13 protein-coding genes, 1 tRNA gene, 1 rRNA gene and 1 other annotated feature are annotated in these 15223 nt (G+C 53.1%); of the genes, 7 read left to right on the top strand and 8 right to left on the bottom strand.

Going from position 1 to position 15223, the window contains the following annotated elements; translation table 11 throughout:
* Positions 1 to 150: 150 nt before the first annotated feature.
* The 5 genes from MX657_RS17170 to rluD all read right to left on the bottom strand — a co-directional run bounded on the left by MX657_RS17170 (position 151) and on the right by rluD (position 6689).
* Positions 151 to 226: transfer RNA gene (locus MX657_RS17170), tRNA-Glu, on the bottom strand.
* 85 nt (positions 227 to 311) lie between these two features.
* Positions 312 to 1851 (bottom strand): 16S ribosomal RNA (locus MX657_RS17175).
* Between the two features lie 426 nt (positions 1852 to 2277).
* Positions 2278 to 4851, bottom strand: coding sequence for an ATP-dependent chaperone ClpB (gene clpB, locus MX657_RS17180; RefSeq protein ID WP_252002424.1), 2574 nt, complete (start codon positions 4849 to 4851; stop codon positions 2278 to 2280).
* A gap of 129 nt (positions 4852 to 4980) precedes the next feature.
* Positions 4981 to 5712, bottom strand: a complete 732-nt coding sequence (gene yfiH / locus MX657_RS17185) for a purine nucleoside phosphorylase YfiH (protein WP_346806228.1) — start codon at positions 5710 to 5712, stop codon at positions 4981 to 4983.
* Positions 5709 to 6689, bottom strand: coding sequence for a 23S rRNA pseudouridine(1911/1915/1917) synthase RluD (gene rluD, locus MX657_RS17190; protein WP_080330260.1), 981 nt, complete (start codon positions 6687 to 6689; stop codon positions 5709 to 5711). The genes yfiH and rluD overlap by 4 nt, the downstream gene beginning before the upstream one ends.
* A 131-nt stretch (positions 6690 to 6820) precedes the next feature.
* Here rluD and bamD point away from each other — a divergent pair, with 131 nt between their 5' ends.
* The 4 genes from bamD to pheA all read left to right on the top strand — a co-directional run bounded on the left by bamD (position 6821) and on the right by pheA (position 9596).
* Positions 6821 to 7558: an outer membrane protein assembly factor BamD gene (bamD, locus tag MX657_RS17195; protein ID WP_023308867.1), complete on the top strand. Its 738-nt coding sequence runs from the start codon at positions 6821 to 6823 to the stop codon at positions 7556 to 7558.
* A 269-nt stretch (positions 7559 to 7827) separates the two neighbouring features.
* Complete coding sequence (gene raiA, locus MX657_RS17200) at positions 7828 to 8169, top strand: ribosome-associated translation inhibitor RaiA (protein WP_008502470.1); 342 nt, start codon at positions 7828 to 7830, stop codon at positions 8167 to 8169.
* 110 nt (positions 8170 to 8279) lie between these two features.
* Positions 8280 to 8405 (top strand) — a sequence feature (Phe leader region).
* Positions 8281 to 8328: a pheA operon leader peptide PheL gene (gene pheL / locus MX657_RS17205; protein ID WP_100249759.1), complete on the top strand. Its 48-nt coding sequence runs from the start codon at positions 8281 to 8283 to the stop codon at positions 8326 to 8328. (Overlaps the previous feature by 48 nt.)
* 30 nt (positions 8406 to 8435) lie before the next feature.
* Entirely contained in the window at positions 8436 to 9596 is a 1161-nt protein-coding gene (pheA, locus tag MX657_RS17210) for a bifunctional chorismate mutase/prephenate dehydratase (protein ID WP_063442242.1), read from the top strand.
* Here pheA and MX657_RS17215 read toward each other — a convergent pair.
* From MX657_RS17215 to aroF, 3 genes are read right to left on the bottom strand one after another with little or no spacing between them, the layout of a single operon-like run.
* Positions 9593 to 10465 (bottom strand): SMP-30/gluconolactonase/LRE family protein, encoded by an 873-nt coding sequence (locus MX657_RS17215; protein WP_346806229.1) that lies wholly within the window; start codon positions 10463 to 10465, stop codon positions 9593 to 9595. The genes pheA and MX657_RS17215 overlap by 4 nt on opposite strands.
* 60 nt (positions 10466 to 10525) lie before the next feature.
* Positions 10526 to 11647, bottom strand: coding sequence for a bifunctional chorismate mutase/prephenate dehydrogenase (tyrA, locus tag MX657_RS17220; RefSeq protein WP_080330257.1), 1122 nt, complete (start codon positions 11645 to 11647; stop codon positions 10526 to 10528).
* A 10-nt stretch (positions 11648 to 11657) separates the two neighbouring features.
* Complete coding sequence (gene aroF / locus MX657_RS17225) at positions 11658 to 12728, bottom strand: 3-deoxy-7-phosphoheptulonate synthase AroF (RefSeq protein ID WP_346806230.1); 1071 nt, start codon at positions 12726 to 12728, stop codon at positions 11658 to 11660.
* A gap of 214 nt (positions 12729 to 12942) precedes the next feature.
* On the opposite strand from aroF, the gene MX657_RS17230 reads away from it, so the two are divergent.
* The 3 genes from MX657_RS17230 (at position 12943) to dgcN (ending at position 15223) form a co-directional block, all read left to right on the top strand.
* Positions 12943 to 13317: a DUF2799 domain-containing protein gene (locus MX657_RS17230; RefSeq protein ID WP_346806231.1), complete on the top strand. Its 375-nt coding sequence runs from the start codon at positions 12943 to 12945 to the stop codon at positions 13315 to 13317.
* Between the two features lie 201 nt (positions 13318 to 13518).
* Positions 13519 to 14010, top strand: coding sequence for a YfiR family protein (locus tag MX657_RS17235; RefSeq protein WP_176212976.1), 492 nt, complete (start codon positions 13519 to 13521; stop codon positions 14008 to 14010).
* Entirely contained in the window at positions 14003 to 15223 is a 1221-nt protein-coding gene (gene dgcN / locus MX657_RS17240; RefSeq protein ID WP_080330254.1) for a diguanylate cyclase DgcN, read from the top strand. The genes MX657_RS17235 and dgcN overlap by 8 nt, the downstream gene beginning before the upstream one ends.

A 15223-nucleotide genomic window follows, 5' to 3' on the forward strand; every position in this document is an offset into this window, starting at 1 on the left:
GAAAATTTGAGAGACTCGAACACACATAACATGTGTGTCGTTTCAATTTTCAGCTTGATCCAGATTTTTAAAGAGCAAATATCTCAAACATGACTCGCAAGTCAGTTTTGAGATATGACGGCAGGTGACTTTCACTCACGAACCAGCAAGTGGCGTCCCCTAGGGGATTCGAACCCCTGTTACCGCCGTGAAAGGGCGGTGTCCTGGGCCTCTAGACGAAGGGGACACTGAAGTCTCAATCGCAAGACGCCTTGCTGCTTACTTTTCATCAGACAATCTGTGTGGACACTACAAAGGCAGGTTCTTTAAGGTAAGGAGGTGATCCAACCGCAGGTTCCCCTACGGTTACCTTGTTACGACTTCACCCCAGTCATGAATCACAAAGTGGTAAGCGCCCTCCCGAAGGTTAAGCTACCTACTTCTTTTGCAACCCACTCCCATGGTGTGACGGGCGGTGTGTACAAGGCCCGGGAACGTATTCACCGTGGCATTCTGATCCACGATTACTAGCGATTCCGACTTCATGGAGTCGAGTTGCAGACTCCAATCCGGACTACGACGCACTTTATGAGGTCCGCTTGCTCTCGCGAGGTCGCTTCTCTTTGTATGCGCCATTGTAGCACGTGTGTAGCCCTACTCGTAAGGGCCATGATGACTTGACGTCATCCCCACCTTCCTCCAGTTTATCACTGGCAGTCTCCTTTGAGTTCCCGGCCTAACCGCTGGCAACAAAGGATAAGGGTTGCGCTCGTTGCGGGACTTAACCCAACATTTCACAACACGAGCTGACGACAGCCATGCAGCACCTGTCTCAGAGTTCCCGAAGGCACCAAAGCATCTCTGCTAAGTTCTCTGGATGTCAAGAGTAGGTAAGGTTCTTCGCGTTGCATCGAATTAAACCACATGCTCCACCGCTTGTGCGGGCCCCCGTCAATTCATTTGAGTTTTAACCTTGCGGCCGTACTCCCCAGGCGGTCGACTTAACGCGTTAGCTCCGGAAGCCACGCCTCAAGGGCACAACCTCCAAGTCGACATCGTTTACGGCGTGGACTACCAGGGTATCTAATCCTGTTTGCTCCCCACGCTTTCGCACCTGAGCGTCAGTCTTTGTCCAGGGGGCCGCCTTCGCCACCGGTATTCCTCCAGATCTCTACGCATTTCACCGCTACACCTGGAATTCTACCCCCCTCTACAAGACTCTAGCCTGCCAGTTTCGAATGCAGTTCCCAGGTTGAGCCCGGGGATTTCACATCCGACTTGACAGACCGCCTGCGTGCGCTTTACGCCCAGTAATTCCGATTAACGCTTGCACCCTCCGTATTACCGCGGCTGCTGGCACGGAGTTAGCCGGTGCTTCTTCTGCGGGTAACGTCAATCGACAAGGTTATTAACCTTATCGCCTTCCTCCCCGCTGAAAGTACTTTACAACCCGAAGGCCTTCTTCATACACGCGGCATGGCTGCATCAGGCTTGCGCCCATTGTGCAATATTCCCCACTGCTGCCTCCCGTAGGAGTCTGGACCGTGTCTCAGTTCCAGTGTGGCTGGTCATCCTCTCAGACCAGCTAGGGATCGTCGCCTAGGTGAGCCGTTACCCCACCTACTAGCTAATCCCATCTGGGCACATCTGATGGCAAGAGGCCCGAAGGTCCCCCTCTTTGGTCTTGCGACGTTATGCGGTATTAGCTACCGTTTCCAGTAGTTATCCCCCTCCATCAGGCAGTTTCCCAGACATTACTCACCCGTCCGCCACTCGTCACCCGAGAGCAAGCTCTCTGTGCTACCGTTCGACTTGCATGTGTTAGGCCTGCCGCCAGCGTTCAATCTGAGCCATGATCAAACTCTTCAATTTAAGTTTGATGCTCGTGAATTAAACTTCGTAATGAATTACGCATGTTCACTCAGAGACTTGGTATTCATTTTTCGTCTTGCGACGTTAAGAATCCATGTCACTTTGAGTGCCCACACAGATTGTCTGATAAATTGTTAAAGAGCAGTGCCGCTTCGTTTTCGCTGCGGCGCGGGGTGTGCATATTACGCTTTCCCGCTTCAGAGTCAAGCGTTTGTTTTGCTTTTCTCTGCTGACCCGGCGGCGTGTGTGCCGTTGTTCCGTGTCAGTGGAGGCGCATTATAGGGAGTTATTCTGAGGCTGCAAGAATAAAGTGAAAATTATTTACTGACTGCTCACTTTCCAGGCAAATCACATCCCAGACCTCAATTCTCGCCTGGTTTTTAAACAAAAACGAGCCGCAAGCGGCTCGTTTTTGCGTTTTGTGACTTACTGCACTGCCACAATGCGATCGTCGTTGGCTTCCAGACGGATAACTTTACCTGGGATCAGCTCTCCTGAAAGAATCTGCTGCGCCAGCGGGTTCTCGATCTGCTGCTGGATAGCACGTTTTAATGGACGCGCACCGTATACCGGATCGTAACCATTCGCGCTCAGCAGCTTCAGCGCCTCGTCGGAGATGTGAATTTCATATCCACGCTCTTCCAGACGTTTGTACAGACGCTGCAGCTGGATCTGCGCAATCGACGCAATGTGTTTCTCACCCAGAGGATGGAAGACTACTACTTCATCTATACGGTTAATGAACTCCGGACGGAAGTTATGGCTCACCACACCGAGCACCAGATCCTTCATATGACCGTAATCCAGTTCACCGAAGCGTTCCTGAATCAAATCGGAACCCAGGTTCGAGGTCATGATGACAACCGTATTACGGAAGTCGACCGTTCTCCCCTGCCCGTCGGTCAGACGACCATCATCCAGTACCTGAAGCAGGATGTTGAACACATCAGGGTGCGCTTTTTCCACCTCATCCAGCAGAATGACGGAATAAGGACGACGGCGCACCGCTTCCGTCAGGTAACCGCCTTCTTCATAACCGACATATCCCGGAGGCGCACCGACCAGACGCGAGACGGAGTGTTTCTCCATAAACTCGGACATATCGATACGCACCATCGCATCGTCGCTGTCGAACATAAAGTTAGCCAGCGCTTTACAAAGCTCTGTTTTACCGACGCCGGTTGGCCCCAGGAACAGGAACGAACCGATCGGGCGATTAGGATCTGAAAGCCCTGCGCGGCTACGGCGAATGGCGTTGGAAACTGCTTCAACCGCTTCGTTCTGGCCAATAACGCGATTATGCAGATCCTGCTCCATGCGCAGAAGTTTTTCACGTTCGCCTTCCAGCATGCGCGCCACAGGAATACCGGTCCAGCGAGCAAGCACTTCGGCAATTTCCGCATCCGTCACTTTATTACGTAACAGACGCATCGTTTTGCCTTCAGACTGCGTCGCGATCTCAAGCTGTTTCTCCAGCTCAGGGATTTTGCCGTACTGCAGTTCAGACATACGTGCCAGGTCACCGACGCGACGCGCCTGCTCAATAGCAATTTTTGCCTGTTCCAGTTCTGCTTTGATTGTCTGGGTGCCAGAAAGGGAAGCTTTCTCGGCTTTCCACTCTTCTTCCAGCTCAGAATACTGGCGCTCTTTATCGTCCAGTTCTTCGTTAAGCATATCCAGGCGTTTTTTACTCGCCTCATCAGACTCCTTCTTCAGCGCCTGCTGTTCCAGCTTGAGCTGAATGATGCGTCGGTCGAGTCGGTCTAACTCTTCCGGTTTCGAGTCAATCTGCATACGAATGCTCGACGCGGCTTCATCGATAAGGTCGATGGCTTTATCCGGCAGCTGACGGTCAGCGATATAACGATGCGAAAGCGTCGCCGCGGCAACGATGGCCGGGTCAGTAATCTGCACGTGGTGGTGCAGCTCATAGCGCTCTTTCAGACCACGCAGGATCGCGATGGTATCTTCAACGCTTGGCTCGGCAACAAACACTTTCTGGAAACGGCGTTCCAGAGCGGCATCTTTTTCAATGTACTGGCGGTACTCATCCAGTGTAGTGGCACCGACACAGTGAAGCTCACCGCGCGCCAGCGCAGGTTTCAGCATGTTCCCGGCATCCATCGCGCCGTCCGCTTTACCGGCTCCTACCATGGTGTGCAGTTCGTCGATAAACAGGATGACGTTGCCTTCCTGTTTCGCCAGATCGTTCAGCACGCCTTTCAGACGCTCTTCGAACTCACCGCGGTATTTCGCACCGGCCACCAGCGCGCCCATGTCCAGGGCCAGCACACGGCGGCCTTTCAGGCCTTCAGGCACTTCACCGTTCACGATTCGCTGCGCCAGCCCTTCAACGATGGCGGTTTTACCGACACCTGGTTCACCAATCAGTACCGGGTTGTTTTTGGTACGACGCTGCAGTACCTGAATCGTACGGCGGATCTCTTCGTCACGGCCGATAACCGGGTCAAGCTTGCCCTGTTCGGCACGCTCGGTCAGATCGACCGTAAATTTCTTCAAAGCCTGACGTTGGTCTTCGGCTCCCTGATCGTTCACGCTTTCACCTCCGCGCATTTTCTCAATCGCCTGAGTCACATTTGCGGTGGTTGCACCGGCAGATTTCAGCAGGTCGGTCAAGGTACCGCGTGATTCAAGCACCGCCAGAACAAACAGTTCTGACGAAATAAAGTTGTCCCCACGTTTTTGCGCCAGCTTGTCGCAAAGGTTCAACACGCGTACCAGATCCTGCGACGGCTGCACGTCGCCGCCGGTACCTTCTACCTGCGGTAAACGGCTCAGCGCCTGATCGATAGCGGTGCGTAACTGGCCAGCATTAATGCCAGCGGACGTTAATAAAGGACGTACCGATCCCCCTTCCTGATTCAGCAAGGCGCTCATTAAATGAAGAGGTTCGATAAATTGGTTGTCGTGCCCCAGTGCGAGGGACTGGGCATCGGCGAGAGCAAGCTGGAATTTATTAGTAAGACGATCCAGACGCATAACTCCTCCCATAACAGGTCAAATTTGCTACTGGAGATTAAATGAGGTCATCCCTCAATTATTCAAGGTTAATGACCTGAATTATGTGAAAAGAAAACGGCACGTGCCGGATCGTCTTGATTCTTTAGGTTATATCAGCCAAATGAAACTTGCCATACGCCCCGTCGTCTTGTCGCGGCGATAAGAGAAAAAATCATCCTTTTCGGTGAAGGTACAGCGATCTCCGCCGAAGATCTGGGTCACGCCAGAATTATTCAGGCGCTGGCGGGCAAGCTGGTAAATATCGGCCAGATATTTATCTCCCGAAGGCAGGAAAGCTTCCACTGCTTGCGGATCTTTTTCCATGAATGCTTCGCGAACCTCCGGCCCCACTTCAAAAGCGCGAGGGCCAATGGCCGGGCCAAGCCAGGCCATGATATTGGCTGGCTCATCGTTAAAGCAGGCGATAGTTTCTTCGAGCACGCCTTCACACAGGCCACGCCAGCCCGCGTGCGCTGCTGCCACCTCCGTACCGGCACGGTTACAAAACAGCACCGGCAGACAATCGGCGGTCATCACCGCACAAACCGTTCCCGGCGTATTACTGTACGAGGCATCAGCGCGTTTAGAAGCATAGGGCTCCCCCGTCAACTTCAGCACCGCGTTACTGTGAACCTGTTCCAGCCAGACCGGTTTCGACGGCAGATTCCCCGCAGCAAACAGACGCTTACGGTTTTCTTCAACGTGTTCCAGGTTGTCGCCACAGTGCGCACCGAGGTTCAAAGACGCCCACGCGTCCTGGCTTACGCCACCGATACGGGTTGAACTGCAGGCGGCCACGCCTTCAGGTAGTGGCCACGCCGGGACAATCAGTTTGGTCATAACCAGTCCACTTGATCCTTATGTTCTTCGAAATCAGCACGCATGGCGTCAATAAGTTCCACCATATCCTGCGGGATAGGCGCATGCCATTCCATCTGAATGCCTGTAATCGGATGATAAAGACGCAGCATGGTCGCGTGCAGCGCCTGACGATCGAATTTACGCAGTACGCTGATGAACTCGTCCGACGCGCCTTTTGGCGGACGCGGACGACCGCCGTATACCTGATCCCCCACCAGCGGATGGGTAATGTGCGCCATGTGTACGCGGATCTGGTGAGTACGACCGGTTTCCAGGCGCAGGCGCAGGCGCGTATGAATACGGAAGTGCTCCATAATGCGATAGTGCGTCACTGCCGGTTTACCCATCGGATGCACCGACATATGGGTACGTTTCGTCGGGTGACGGCTGATCGGCTCTTCTACCGTGCCGCCAGCGGTCATGTGCCCAATCGCCACCGCTTCATATTCGCGGGTGATTTCACGCAGCTGCAGCGATTCCACCAGACGGGTCTGCGCAGGAACCGTTTTCGCCACCACCATCAACCCGGTGGTGTCTTTATCCAGACGGTGCACGATGCCCGCGCGCGGGACATCTGCGATCGGCGGATAATAATGGAGAAGTGCGTTGAGTACCGTACCGTCAGGATTTCCCGCCCCCGGATGAACAACCAGGTCGCGCGGCTTGTTGATCACCAGAATGTCATCATCTTCATAAACGATGTCCAGTGGGATATCCTGCGGCTCGAAGCGGATTTCCTCTTCGATTTCAGCATTGATGGCAACAGCTTCCCCACCAAACACTTTCTCTTTTGGTTTGTCCCAGATCTTGCCGTTTACCAGCACGCGCTGGTCAAGGATCCATTCTTTTATGCGTGAACGCGAATAATCAGGGAACAATTCGGCCAAAGCCTGATCTAAGCGTTGACCGAGCTGATTTTCGGAGACTGTTGCGGTGAGTTCTACTCGTTGTGCCATAAACTGCTTCTTTGTTTAACGTTGGGTTTTACGGCTTTGCCGTTTAATATAGTGTGCTATTGTAGCTGGTCTTAATCGGGAGCAGGAACAGAGTTTCTCCCGGACAAACATTTGAGGAAAGTCAAAACGTCATGACGCGCATGAAATATCTGGTGGCAGCGGCCACGTTGAGCCTGGCTTTGGTGGGCTGCTCCGGTTCGAATGAACAGGTCCCTGACAATCCGCCGAATGAAATCTATGCGACTGCACAACAAAAGTTGCAGGACGGTAACTGGAAACAGGCGATAACGCAACTGGAAGCGTTGGATAATCGCTATCCATTTGGTCCGTATTCGCAGCAGGTACAGTTAGATCTTATCTACGCCTACTACAAAAATGCCGACCTGCCGCTGGCTCAGGCAACTATCGATCGTTTCATGCGTCTGAACCCGACTCATCCTAACATCGACTACGTCATGTACATGCGCGGCCTGACCAACATGGCGCTGGACGACAGCGCCCTGCAGGGCTTCTTCGGTGTGGATCGTTCCGACCGTGACCCGCAGCATGCGCGCGACGCCTTCAATGACTTCTCCAAGCTGGTGCGCGGCTATCCAAACAGCCAGTACGTGACTGACGCCACCAAACGTCTGGTGTTCCTGAAAGATCGTCTGGCGAAATATGAGTACTCCGTTGCGGAATACTATACCCGCCGTGGCGCATGGGTTGCGGTGGTTAACCGCGTAGAAGGTATGCTGCGTGATTATCCGGATACTCAGGCAACGCGTGACGGCCTGAAGCTGATGGAAAATGCTTACCGTCAGATGCAGATGACCGCTCAGGCTGAGAAAGTGGCCAAAATCATCGCCGCCAACAGCAGCAACACCTGATATTGCCTCAATGCAAAACGGCAGCCCGAAGGCTGCCGTTTTTTTTATTCATTCCAGAGCGCCGCTGAAGCGCTTTAGCCTCAACACATCCAGTCAACTATGGCTCCAATTTTTGCCTTCGACAAGGTAAATCTCACCTCTTCCTGTCCTGCCTCACAAAAAAGATTCCCTGACAAAAACCGACAAAATAACGTGATCTAAATCACACATTTTGACATTAGGTCGGGTATGCTGGAATCACCAAGACGGAAAGACAAGAGGTAAAATTTATGACAATGAACATTACCAGTAAACAAATGGAAATTACTCCGGCAATTCGCCAGCACGTCGCAGACCGTCTCGCCAAACTGGATAAATGGCAAACACATTTGATTAATCCACATATCATCCTGTCCAAGGAGCCGCAGGGTTTCATCGCTGACGCAACTATCAATACTCCAAACGGCCATCTGGTCGCCAGCGCAAAACATGAGGATATGTACACCGCTATTAACGATTTGATCAACAAGCTGGAACGGCAGCTCAATAAAGTGCAACACAAAGGCGAAGCCCGTCGCGCCACTACATCGGTGAAAGACGCAAGCTTTGCGGAAGAAGTTGAAGAAGAGTAATCCTTTAAATTGAGTGTACCGCCAACGCGCCTTCGGGCGCGTTTTTTGTTTTTTATTGACAGGGTGAAAACAGTGCGGGTACTTTAACGGTATCAATCACAGGATGACTTTATGAAACTCACGCCGTTCTTCTTCGCATTCTTTTTTACCTTCCCCTGAACGGGAGGCGTTTCGTCGTGTGATAAAGAATGCGAAGACGAACAACAAGGCCTCCCACACCGGGGGGCCTTTTTTATTGATAACGATAAAATGAGACAGGCAACACTATGACACCGGAAAACCCGTTACTGGATTTGCGCGTAAAAATCAGCGCGCTGGACGAGAAATTACTGGCGCTGCTGGCCGAACGCCGCGCACTTGCCGTTGAAGTGGGAAAAGCCAAACTGGATTCCCATCGCCCGGTACGTGATATCGACCGCGAGCGCGATCTGCTGGAGCGTCTGATCCAGCTCGGTAAAGCGCATCACCTCGATGCCCACTACATCACCCGGTTGTTCCAGCTCATCATTGAAGACTCCGTACTCACTCAGCAAGCGTTACTCCAGCAGCATCTGAACAAAACCAATCCGCACTCTGCGCGTATCGCCTTCCTCGGTCCGAAAGGCTCTTATTCTCACCTGGCCGCACGTCAGTATGCTGCACGCCATTTCGAAGAATTTATTGAGAGCGGCTGCGCGAAGTTTGCTGATATTTTCAATCAGGTAGAAACCGGCCAGGCGGATTACGCCGTGGTGCCGATTGAAAACACCAGCTCCGGCGCGATTAATGACGTCTACGATCTGCTCCAGCACACCAGCCTGTCGCTGGTTGGCGAGCTGACGATCCCTATCGATCACTGCGTGCTGGTCTCCGGCTCCACCGACCTGAGCAAGATCGAAACGGTCTACAGCCATCCTCAGCCGTTCCAGCAGTGCAGCCAGTTCCTGAACCGCTATCCGAACTGGAAAATTGAATACACCGAAAGCACCTCGGCGGCGATGGAAAAAGTGGCGCAGGCTAACTCGCCAACCGTCGCTGCGCTTGGCAGCGAAGCGGGCGGCGCGCTGTATGGTTTACAGGTGCTGGAACGCAACCTGGCAAACCAGACGCAAAACATCACCCGCTTCGTGGTGCTGGCCCGCAAGGCAATCAACGTGTCAGACCAGGTGCCGGCGAAAACCACGCTGCTGATGGCGACCGGTCAACAGGCCGGCGCGCTGGTTGAAGCCCTGCTGGTGCTGCGTAACCACAACCTGATCATGACGAAGCTGGAATCACGTCCGATCCACGGTAACCCGTGGGAAGAGATGTTCTACCTCGATATCCAGGCCAACCTGGAATCTGCCTCTATGCAGAAAGCCCTGCGCGAGCTGGGTGAAATCACCCGTTCTATGAAAGTGCTGGGCTGCTACCCAAGCGAAAACGTCGTCCCGGTCGATCCGATCTAACGTTCGATAAACCGACTTTTCTTCATCCCTGCCACACTCACCGGCAGGGTGAAGATGGCGCCGGAGAGCGGATACTTCGCCACCTCCTCCGCGTCCATATTTTCCCGCGTGGTGGTAATGAACAGTGTTTTCATATCATCGCCGCCAAAGCAGACCATCGTCGGGCAGCGTACCGGCAGTCGATACTCTTGCAGTTGCTCCCCTTGCGGTGAAAAGCGTGCGATACGCCAGCCGTCAAACAGCGCGCTCCAGTAACAGCCTTCCACATCCATCGCCGCACCATCCGGTATGCCTTCCCCCTCTTTAAACTGATGAAATACCTCACGCTTGCCGGGTTCACCCTGTTCATCAACTGGCGTACGATAAATAACGCCGTTTGGCGTGTCTGAGGTAAACATCCACTGCTGATCCGGGCTAAACGCTAAGCCGTTATGCCCGTGAATATCACACTGGATCACTTTTGGTGTCAGGTCGTTATCAATACGCATCAGCAGGGCTCCGTTGTAATCCCCCGGCCCCCAGAACGTACCCGCGTAGAACCGCCCCTGATGGTCAGTGCCTCCATCGTTAAATCGGGCCAGCTGCGGGTTAGAGGGGTTATCACACACCTTGCGGCGCAGCAGGCCGTGTTTATCGGTCAGCCAGATACCCGTTCTCATCGCAACGATAAAACCACCCTGCTCGCGCAGCGCGAAACAGCCCACCTCCTCATGGAAAGAGAGCACTGTATGTTCCGCCGTCGGCAGATGGTAGCGGTGGATCTCTCCTTCCAGAATATCGGCCCAGTAGAGTGCATTCTCTTCTGCGCTCCACGTCGGGCATTCGGGCAGATGCCCGGTGTAGTTTAACAGCAGCTGCGGTTCGGCCATGACAGTTCCTCAAAATGAAAAAAGCCAGCATTGCTGGCTTTCAGTATATACATCATCGTATTACTGGCGACTGTCATTTGCCTGACGCAACAGCGTTCGGCTCTCGCTCTGGAAACGCTGCGCATAATCGCCGAACCAGTGCTCGACCTTGCGGAAGCTGTCGATAAACGCCTGCTTGTCTCCGTGCTCCAGCAGCGTAATGGCTTCGCCAAAGCGCTGATAGTAGCGCTTAATCAGCGCCAGATTGTTTTCGGAAGACATAATAATGTCGGCGTACAGCTGGGGATCCTGAGCAAACAGACGCCCGACCATCGCCAGCTCCAGACGATAGATAGGTGAAGAGAGCGCCAGAAGCTGTTCAAGCTGGACGTTCTCTTCCGCCAGATGCAGGCCGTAGGCAAACGTCGCAAAGTGGCGCAGCGCCTGAATGAACGCCATGTTCTGATCGTGCTCGACCGCGCTAATGCGATGCAGCCGCGCGCCCCAGACCTGAATCTGCTCCAGGAACCACTGGTAGGCTTCCGGCTGACGGCCATCGCAGTAAACCACCACCTGTTTCGCCAGGCTACCGCTGTCCGGGCCAAACATCGGGTGCAGACCCAGCACCGGGCCATTATGCGCAGCCAGCATTGCCTGCAGTGGACCATTTTTGACAGAGGCCAGATCCACCAGGATGCAATCTTTCGGTAAAGGAGGAAGCTTCCCGACGATCTGCTCCGTCACGTGGATCGGCACGCTGACGATAACCATCCCGGCATCTTTCATCAGTTCCGGTGCCTGCGCCCAGTCCTCTTTTTCCAGAATGCGTACCTGATAGCCAGAAAGGGTCAGCATTTTCTCGAACAGGCGCCCCATCTGCCCTGCCCCGCCGACGATCACCACCGGACGCAGGGACGGACAGAGGGTCTTAAAGCCCTTATCGTTTTCGCTGGAATAGGATTCGCGCATCACGCGACGCAGAACATCTTCAATCAAATCCGGTGAAACGCCCAGCGCCTGCGCCTCTTTACGACGGGAGGCAAGCATAGAGGCTTCGCGCTCCGGGACGTAAATCGGCAGGCCGTATTTGCTTTTAACTTCACCGACTTCGGCCACCAGCGCCATGCGGCGCGCCAGCAGGTCCAGCAGCGCCTTATCCACTTCATCAATTTGATCGCGCAGTGCGGTCAATTCAGCAACCATAACTAACCTCTTAAGCCAGACGCGTCGCCAGCTGGCCGTTCAAATCTTTGTGGATCTCTCGCAGCAGCGCATCGGTGGTTTCCCAGCTGATGCAGGCATCCGTCACGGAGACGCCGTGCTTCATGGCGCTGCGCGGCTGTTCAGATGACTGATTGCCTTCATGAATATTGCTCTCAATCATCAGTCCGATAATAGAACGGTTGCCGTCTTTGATCTGCGCGACCACGGATTCCGCAACCGCAGGCTGGCGACGGTAATCTTTATTCGAATTACCATGACTGCAATCTACCATCAGTGCCGGGCGCAGTCCCGCCTGCTCCATCTCTTTTTCACACTGCGCCACGTCCGCCGGGCTGTAGTTTGGCGCTTTCCCGCCGCGCAGAATCACGTGACCGTCCGGGTTACCCTGCGTTTGCAGCAGGCAAACCTGGCCCGCCTGGTTGATACCGACGAAACGGTGCGGCATGGCGGCAGCGCGCATGGCGTTGATCGCCGTCGCCAGGCTGCCATCAGTGCCGTTTTTAAAACCAACCGGCATCGACAGGCCAGACGCCATCTCGCGGTGGGTTTGCGACTCCGTGGTACGCGCACCAATTGCGGACCAGCTGAACAGATCGCCCAGGTACTGCGGGCTGTTTGGATCCAGCGCTTCGGTTGCCAGCGGCAGACCCATGCTGACCAGTTCCACCAGCAGGCGACGCGCAATCTTCAGGCCTGCTTCCACATCAAACGAGCCATCCATGTGCGGATCGTTAATCAATCCTTTCCAGCCAACGGTCGTACGTGGCTTCTCAAAATAGACGCGCATTACCAGGTAGAGGCTATCGCTGACCTCCTCCGCTAATGCTTTAAATCGACGGGCGTACTCAATGGCGGTTTCAGGATCGTGAATAGAACAAGGCCCACAGACCACCAGCAGGCGCGGATCGCGGCCAGCGATGATGTCTAAAATGGTCTGGCGTGAGTGCTCAATCTGAGCCTCCTGCGCGACGCTCAGCGGAAATTCTGCTTTCAGTTGATCCGGGGTAATCAAAACCTGTTCGTCAGTGATATGTACGTTGTTCAGCGCGTCTTTTTGCATGATAGCGATCCTGTAAAGCTCGTTTGCGATAGTTGTTTTCCTCAATGAGGTGGAGCAACGATACCATAACAAGTAAAGATTTCAATCCAAAATACGTAAATATTACTTTACAGCACTCAATTTAAAGCAAAAACATGCCATAAGATATGTAAAGTTTAAATTACACAGCAGTTTTCTACCGCCAGGCTATGCTGAAGAAAAAAGGAGAATGGCTATGCGTTCAATTGCTCTCGTGCTGTTGTCGCTGTTTTTATCAGGCTGCCAGATTAATCCTTACACATTCCAGCCCGACTGGACGAGCCCTGACTGGTTCAGTGCGGGTAAAGAAGACGCAATGAATGGTTTGCCGGTTAAAGATAACCAGACCCTGGCCGATAGTTTTAACGAACCCCACGTTGATCGTAGTGAATATCTTCGCGGCTATGCTGATGGTCAGAAGAAAGTGTGTGAAGAAGGTTTTATTCATGCCTGGGGGTTAGCGGGCAAATCTTTTCCCGCCAGCTGTGATACCGTTGAAAATGCAGCGAAAATGCATGATTCATGGCAAAAAGGATTAGATGAAAGCATGCGCTCCAGCAGGCTTAATTAAGCCTGTTTTTATTCGCCATGAAATAAACAACTGTAGGATTTAGCTTAGGTCAGCATTACGCTATTTCTGACATAATGACGGCTTTGATAAACAATGGTATTCTGCCCGCAACTCTTATGGACATCTATTTCCGGAGCGGTGTGGCGGATTCTGGTGAGAAATTCATACTTGATCTCTTTTTTCCGACTCACTCTGGTGCTAATGCTGTTCCTTATGGTGGGCCCTGCAGCGGCAGGCACGCTTACGGAAACGGATAAATCGGTACGCTCGATTGTCTCAGGCATTGTGAGCTATACGCGATGGCCGTCACTTTCCGGGCAGCAGCCTAAACTCTGCATCTATGCCTCTTCTCATTATACGCATGCACTCAGCAGCAAGAATGGGCAAAACGAGTTACCTTATACGCCCGTTATTGTACGTAACGATCGGGAAGCTCTGGCCGCAACATGCGATGCGATTTATTTCGGGTCTGAATCACCGGCAAAACAACTTGAATTAATAAGTCAATATCAGGGCAGAGCATTGCTATTAATCTCAGAGCAAAATCCGGAATGTGTTATTGGCAGTGCCTTTTGCCTGATAATCGATCGCGGCCAGGTACGATTCTCCGTTAACCTGGATGCATTGACGCGCAGTGGCGTAAGAGTCAATCCGGATGTATTAATGCTTGCGCGGAATAAGCAGCATGGATAAAGATTTCACGACGACACCGCGTCCAACGTTTAAAAGAACGCTCAGACGAATCAACATGATAAGCGTCATCATCACGATGACGTTAATATGGCTGCTGCTCTGTTTTGCCTCCGTCGTAACATTAAAGCAATATGCGCAAAAGAATCTTGAATTAACCGGCGCTACAATGAGCCACAGCCTGGAAGCCTCGCTGGTTTTCAACGACTCGCTGGCGGCCAACGAAACGCTCGCCGCCCTGGGTAAGCAGGGACAGTTCGCCGTGGCGGAAGTCATCAACGTGCATAATAAGCGTTTTGCTTACTGGTCCTGGAACCCGAAGGATAATAACGACACGCTGGGGGCGCTGGTCAGTCGCTGGCTTTTCCCCGTCCCTGTTTCGCAGCCCATCCTGCACAACGGCGCAAAGATCGGTGAAATTCGTCTTACCGCGCGTGACAGCCTTATCAGCCATTTCATCTGGATGTCGTTTGCCGTCCTCACCGGCTGTATTCTTTTTGCTACCGTCGTCGCGCTTACCATTACTCAGTCTCTGCATCGCGGCATGGTCACGGCGCTGCAAAATATCACCGACGTTGTGCATGACGTCCGTACCAATCGCAATTTTTCCCGTCGGGTGAAAGATGGGCGCATTGAAGAATTCCATCAGTTTGGGGAAGACTTTAACAGCCTGCTGGACGAGATGGAGGAGTGGCAGCTAAAGCTCCAGGCGAAAAACGCTCAGCTGCTTCGTACCGCCATGCACGACCCGCTCACCGGTCTTGCTAACCGCGCTGCGTTTCGTAACAGCATTGCGGCGTTAATGAATGACCCCTCGGCAAAAACGAACTCGGCCCTGCTTTTCCTCGACGGTGATAATTTTAAGTTTATTAACGACACCTGGGGACACGCGGCAGGAGACTGCGTGCTGATTGAAGTCGCCAGCAGGATGGTGGAATTTGGCGATAAACGCCATCAGTCCTACCGCCTTGGCGGTGATGAATTTGCCATGGTGCTGTACGGCGTGCATTCTGAACCAGAGGTTCAACACATTTGTGCTGCGTTAGCGCAGCAGTTTATCCGTCCGTTTGATCTGCATAACGGACAAAAAGCATCGATGTCACTCAGCATTGGCTTTGCTCTGGCGTGGGAAAATGCGTCCGTAGAAGCATTACTGGAGAAAGCCGACCGCAATATGTACCAGGTCAAAAACCAGCGTACGAAAACAATAAGTTAG

This window comes from Enterobacter chuandaensis (assembly GCF_039718975.1).
Classification (GTDB): domain Bacteria; phylum Pseudomonadota; class Gammaproteobacteria; order Enterobacterales; family Enterobacteriaceae; genus Enterobacter; species Enterobacter chuandaensis.

What these genes read in the sequence shown, in the direction of transcription:
- MX657_RS17215 (WP_346806229.1), bottom strand. Translation starts at nt 10,465, where the DNA reads ATGGCCGAACCGCAGCTGCTGTTAAACTACACCGGGCATCTGCCCGAA.
- aroF (WP_346806230.1), bottom strand. Translation starts at nt 12,728, where the DNA reads ATGCAAAAAGACGCGCTGAACAACGTACATATCACTGACGAACAGGTT.
- dgcN (WP_080330254.1), top strand. Translation starts at nt 14,003, where the DNA reads ATGGATAAAGATTTCACGACGACACCGCGTCCAACGTTTAAAAGAACG.
- bamD (WP_023308867.1), top strand. Translation starts at nt 6,821, where the DNA reads ATGACGCGCATGAAATATCTGGTGGCAGCGGCCACGTTGAGCCTGGCT.
- rluD (WP_080330260.1), bottom strand. Translation starts at nt 6,689, where the DNA reads ATGGCACAACGAGTAGAACTCACCGCAACAGTCTCCGAAAATCAGCTC.
- pheA (WP_063442242.1), top strand. Translation starts at nt 8,436, where the DNA reads ATGACACCGGAAAACCCGTTACTGGATTTGCGCGTAAAAATCAGCGCG.
- tyrA (WP_080330257.1), bottom strand. Translation starts at nt 11,647, where the DNA reads ATGGTTGCTGAATTGACCGCACTGCGCGATCAAATTGATGAAGTGGAT.
- MX657_RS17230 (WP_346806231.1), top strand. Translation starts at nt 12,943, where the DNA reads ATGCGTTCAATTGCTCTCGTGCTGTTGTCGCTGTTTTTATCAGGCTGC.
- clpB (WP_252002424.1), bottom strand. Translation starts at nt 4,851, where the DNA reads ATGCGTCTGGATCGTCTTACTAATAAATTCCAGCTTGCTCTCGCCGAT.
- MX657_RS17235 (WP_176212976.1), top strand. Translation starts at nt 13,519, where the DNA reads ATGCTGTTCCTTATGGTGGGCCCTGCAGCGGCAGGCACGCTTACGGAA.
- raiA (WP_008502470.1), top strand. Translation starts at nt 7,828, where the DNA reads ATGACAATGAACATTACCAGTAAACAAATGGAAATTACTCCGGCAATT.
- yfiH (WP_346806228.1), bottom strand. Translation starts at nt 5,712, where the DNA reads ATGACCAAACTGATTGTCCCGGCGTGGCCACTACCTGAAGGCGTGGCC.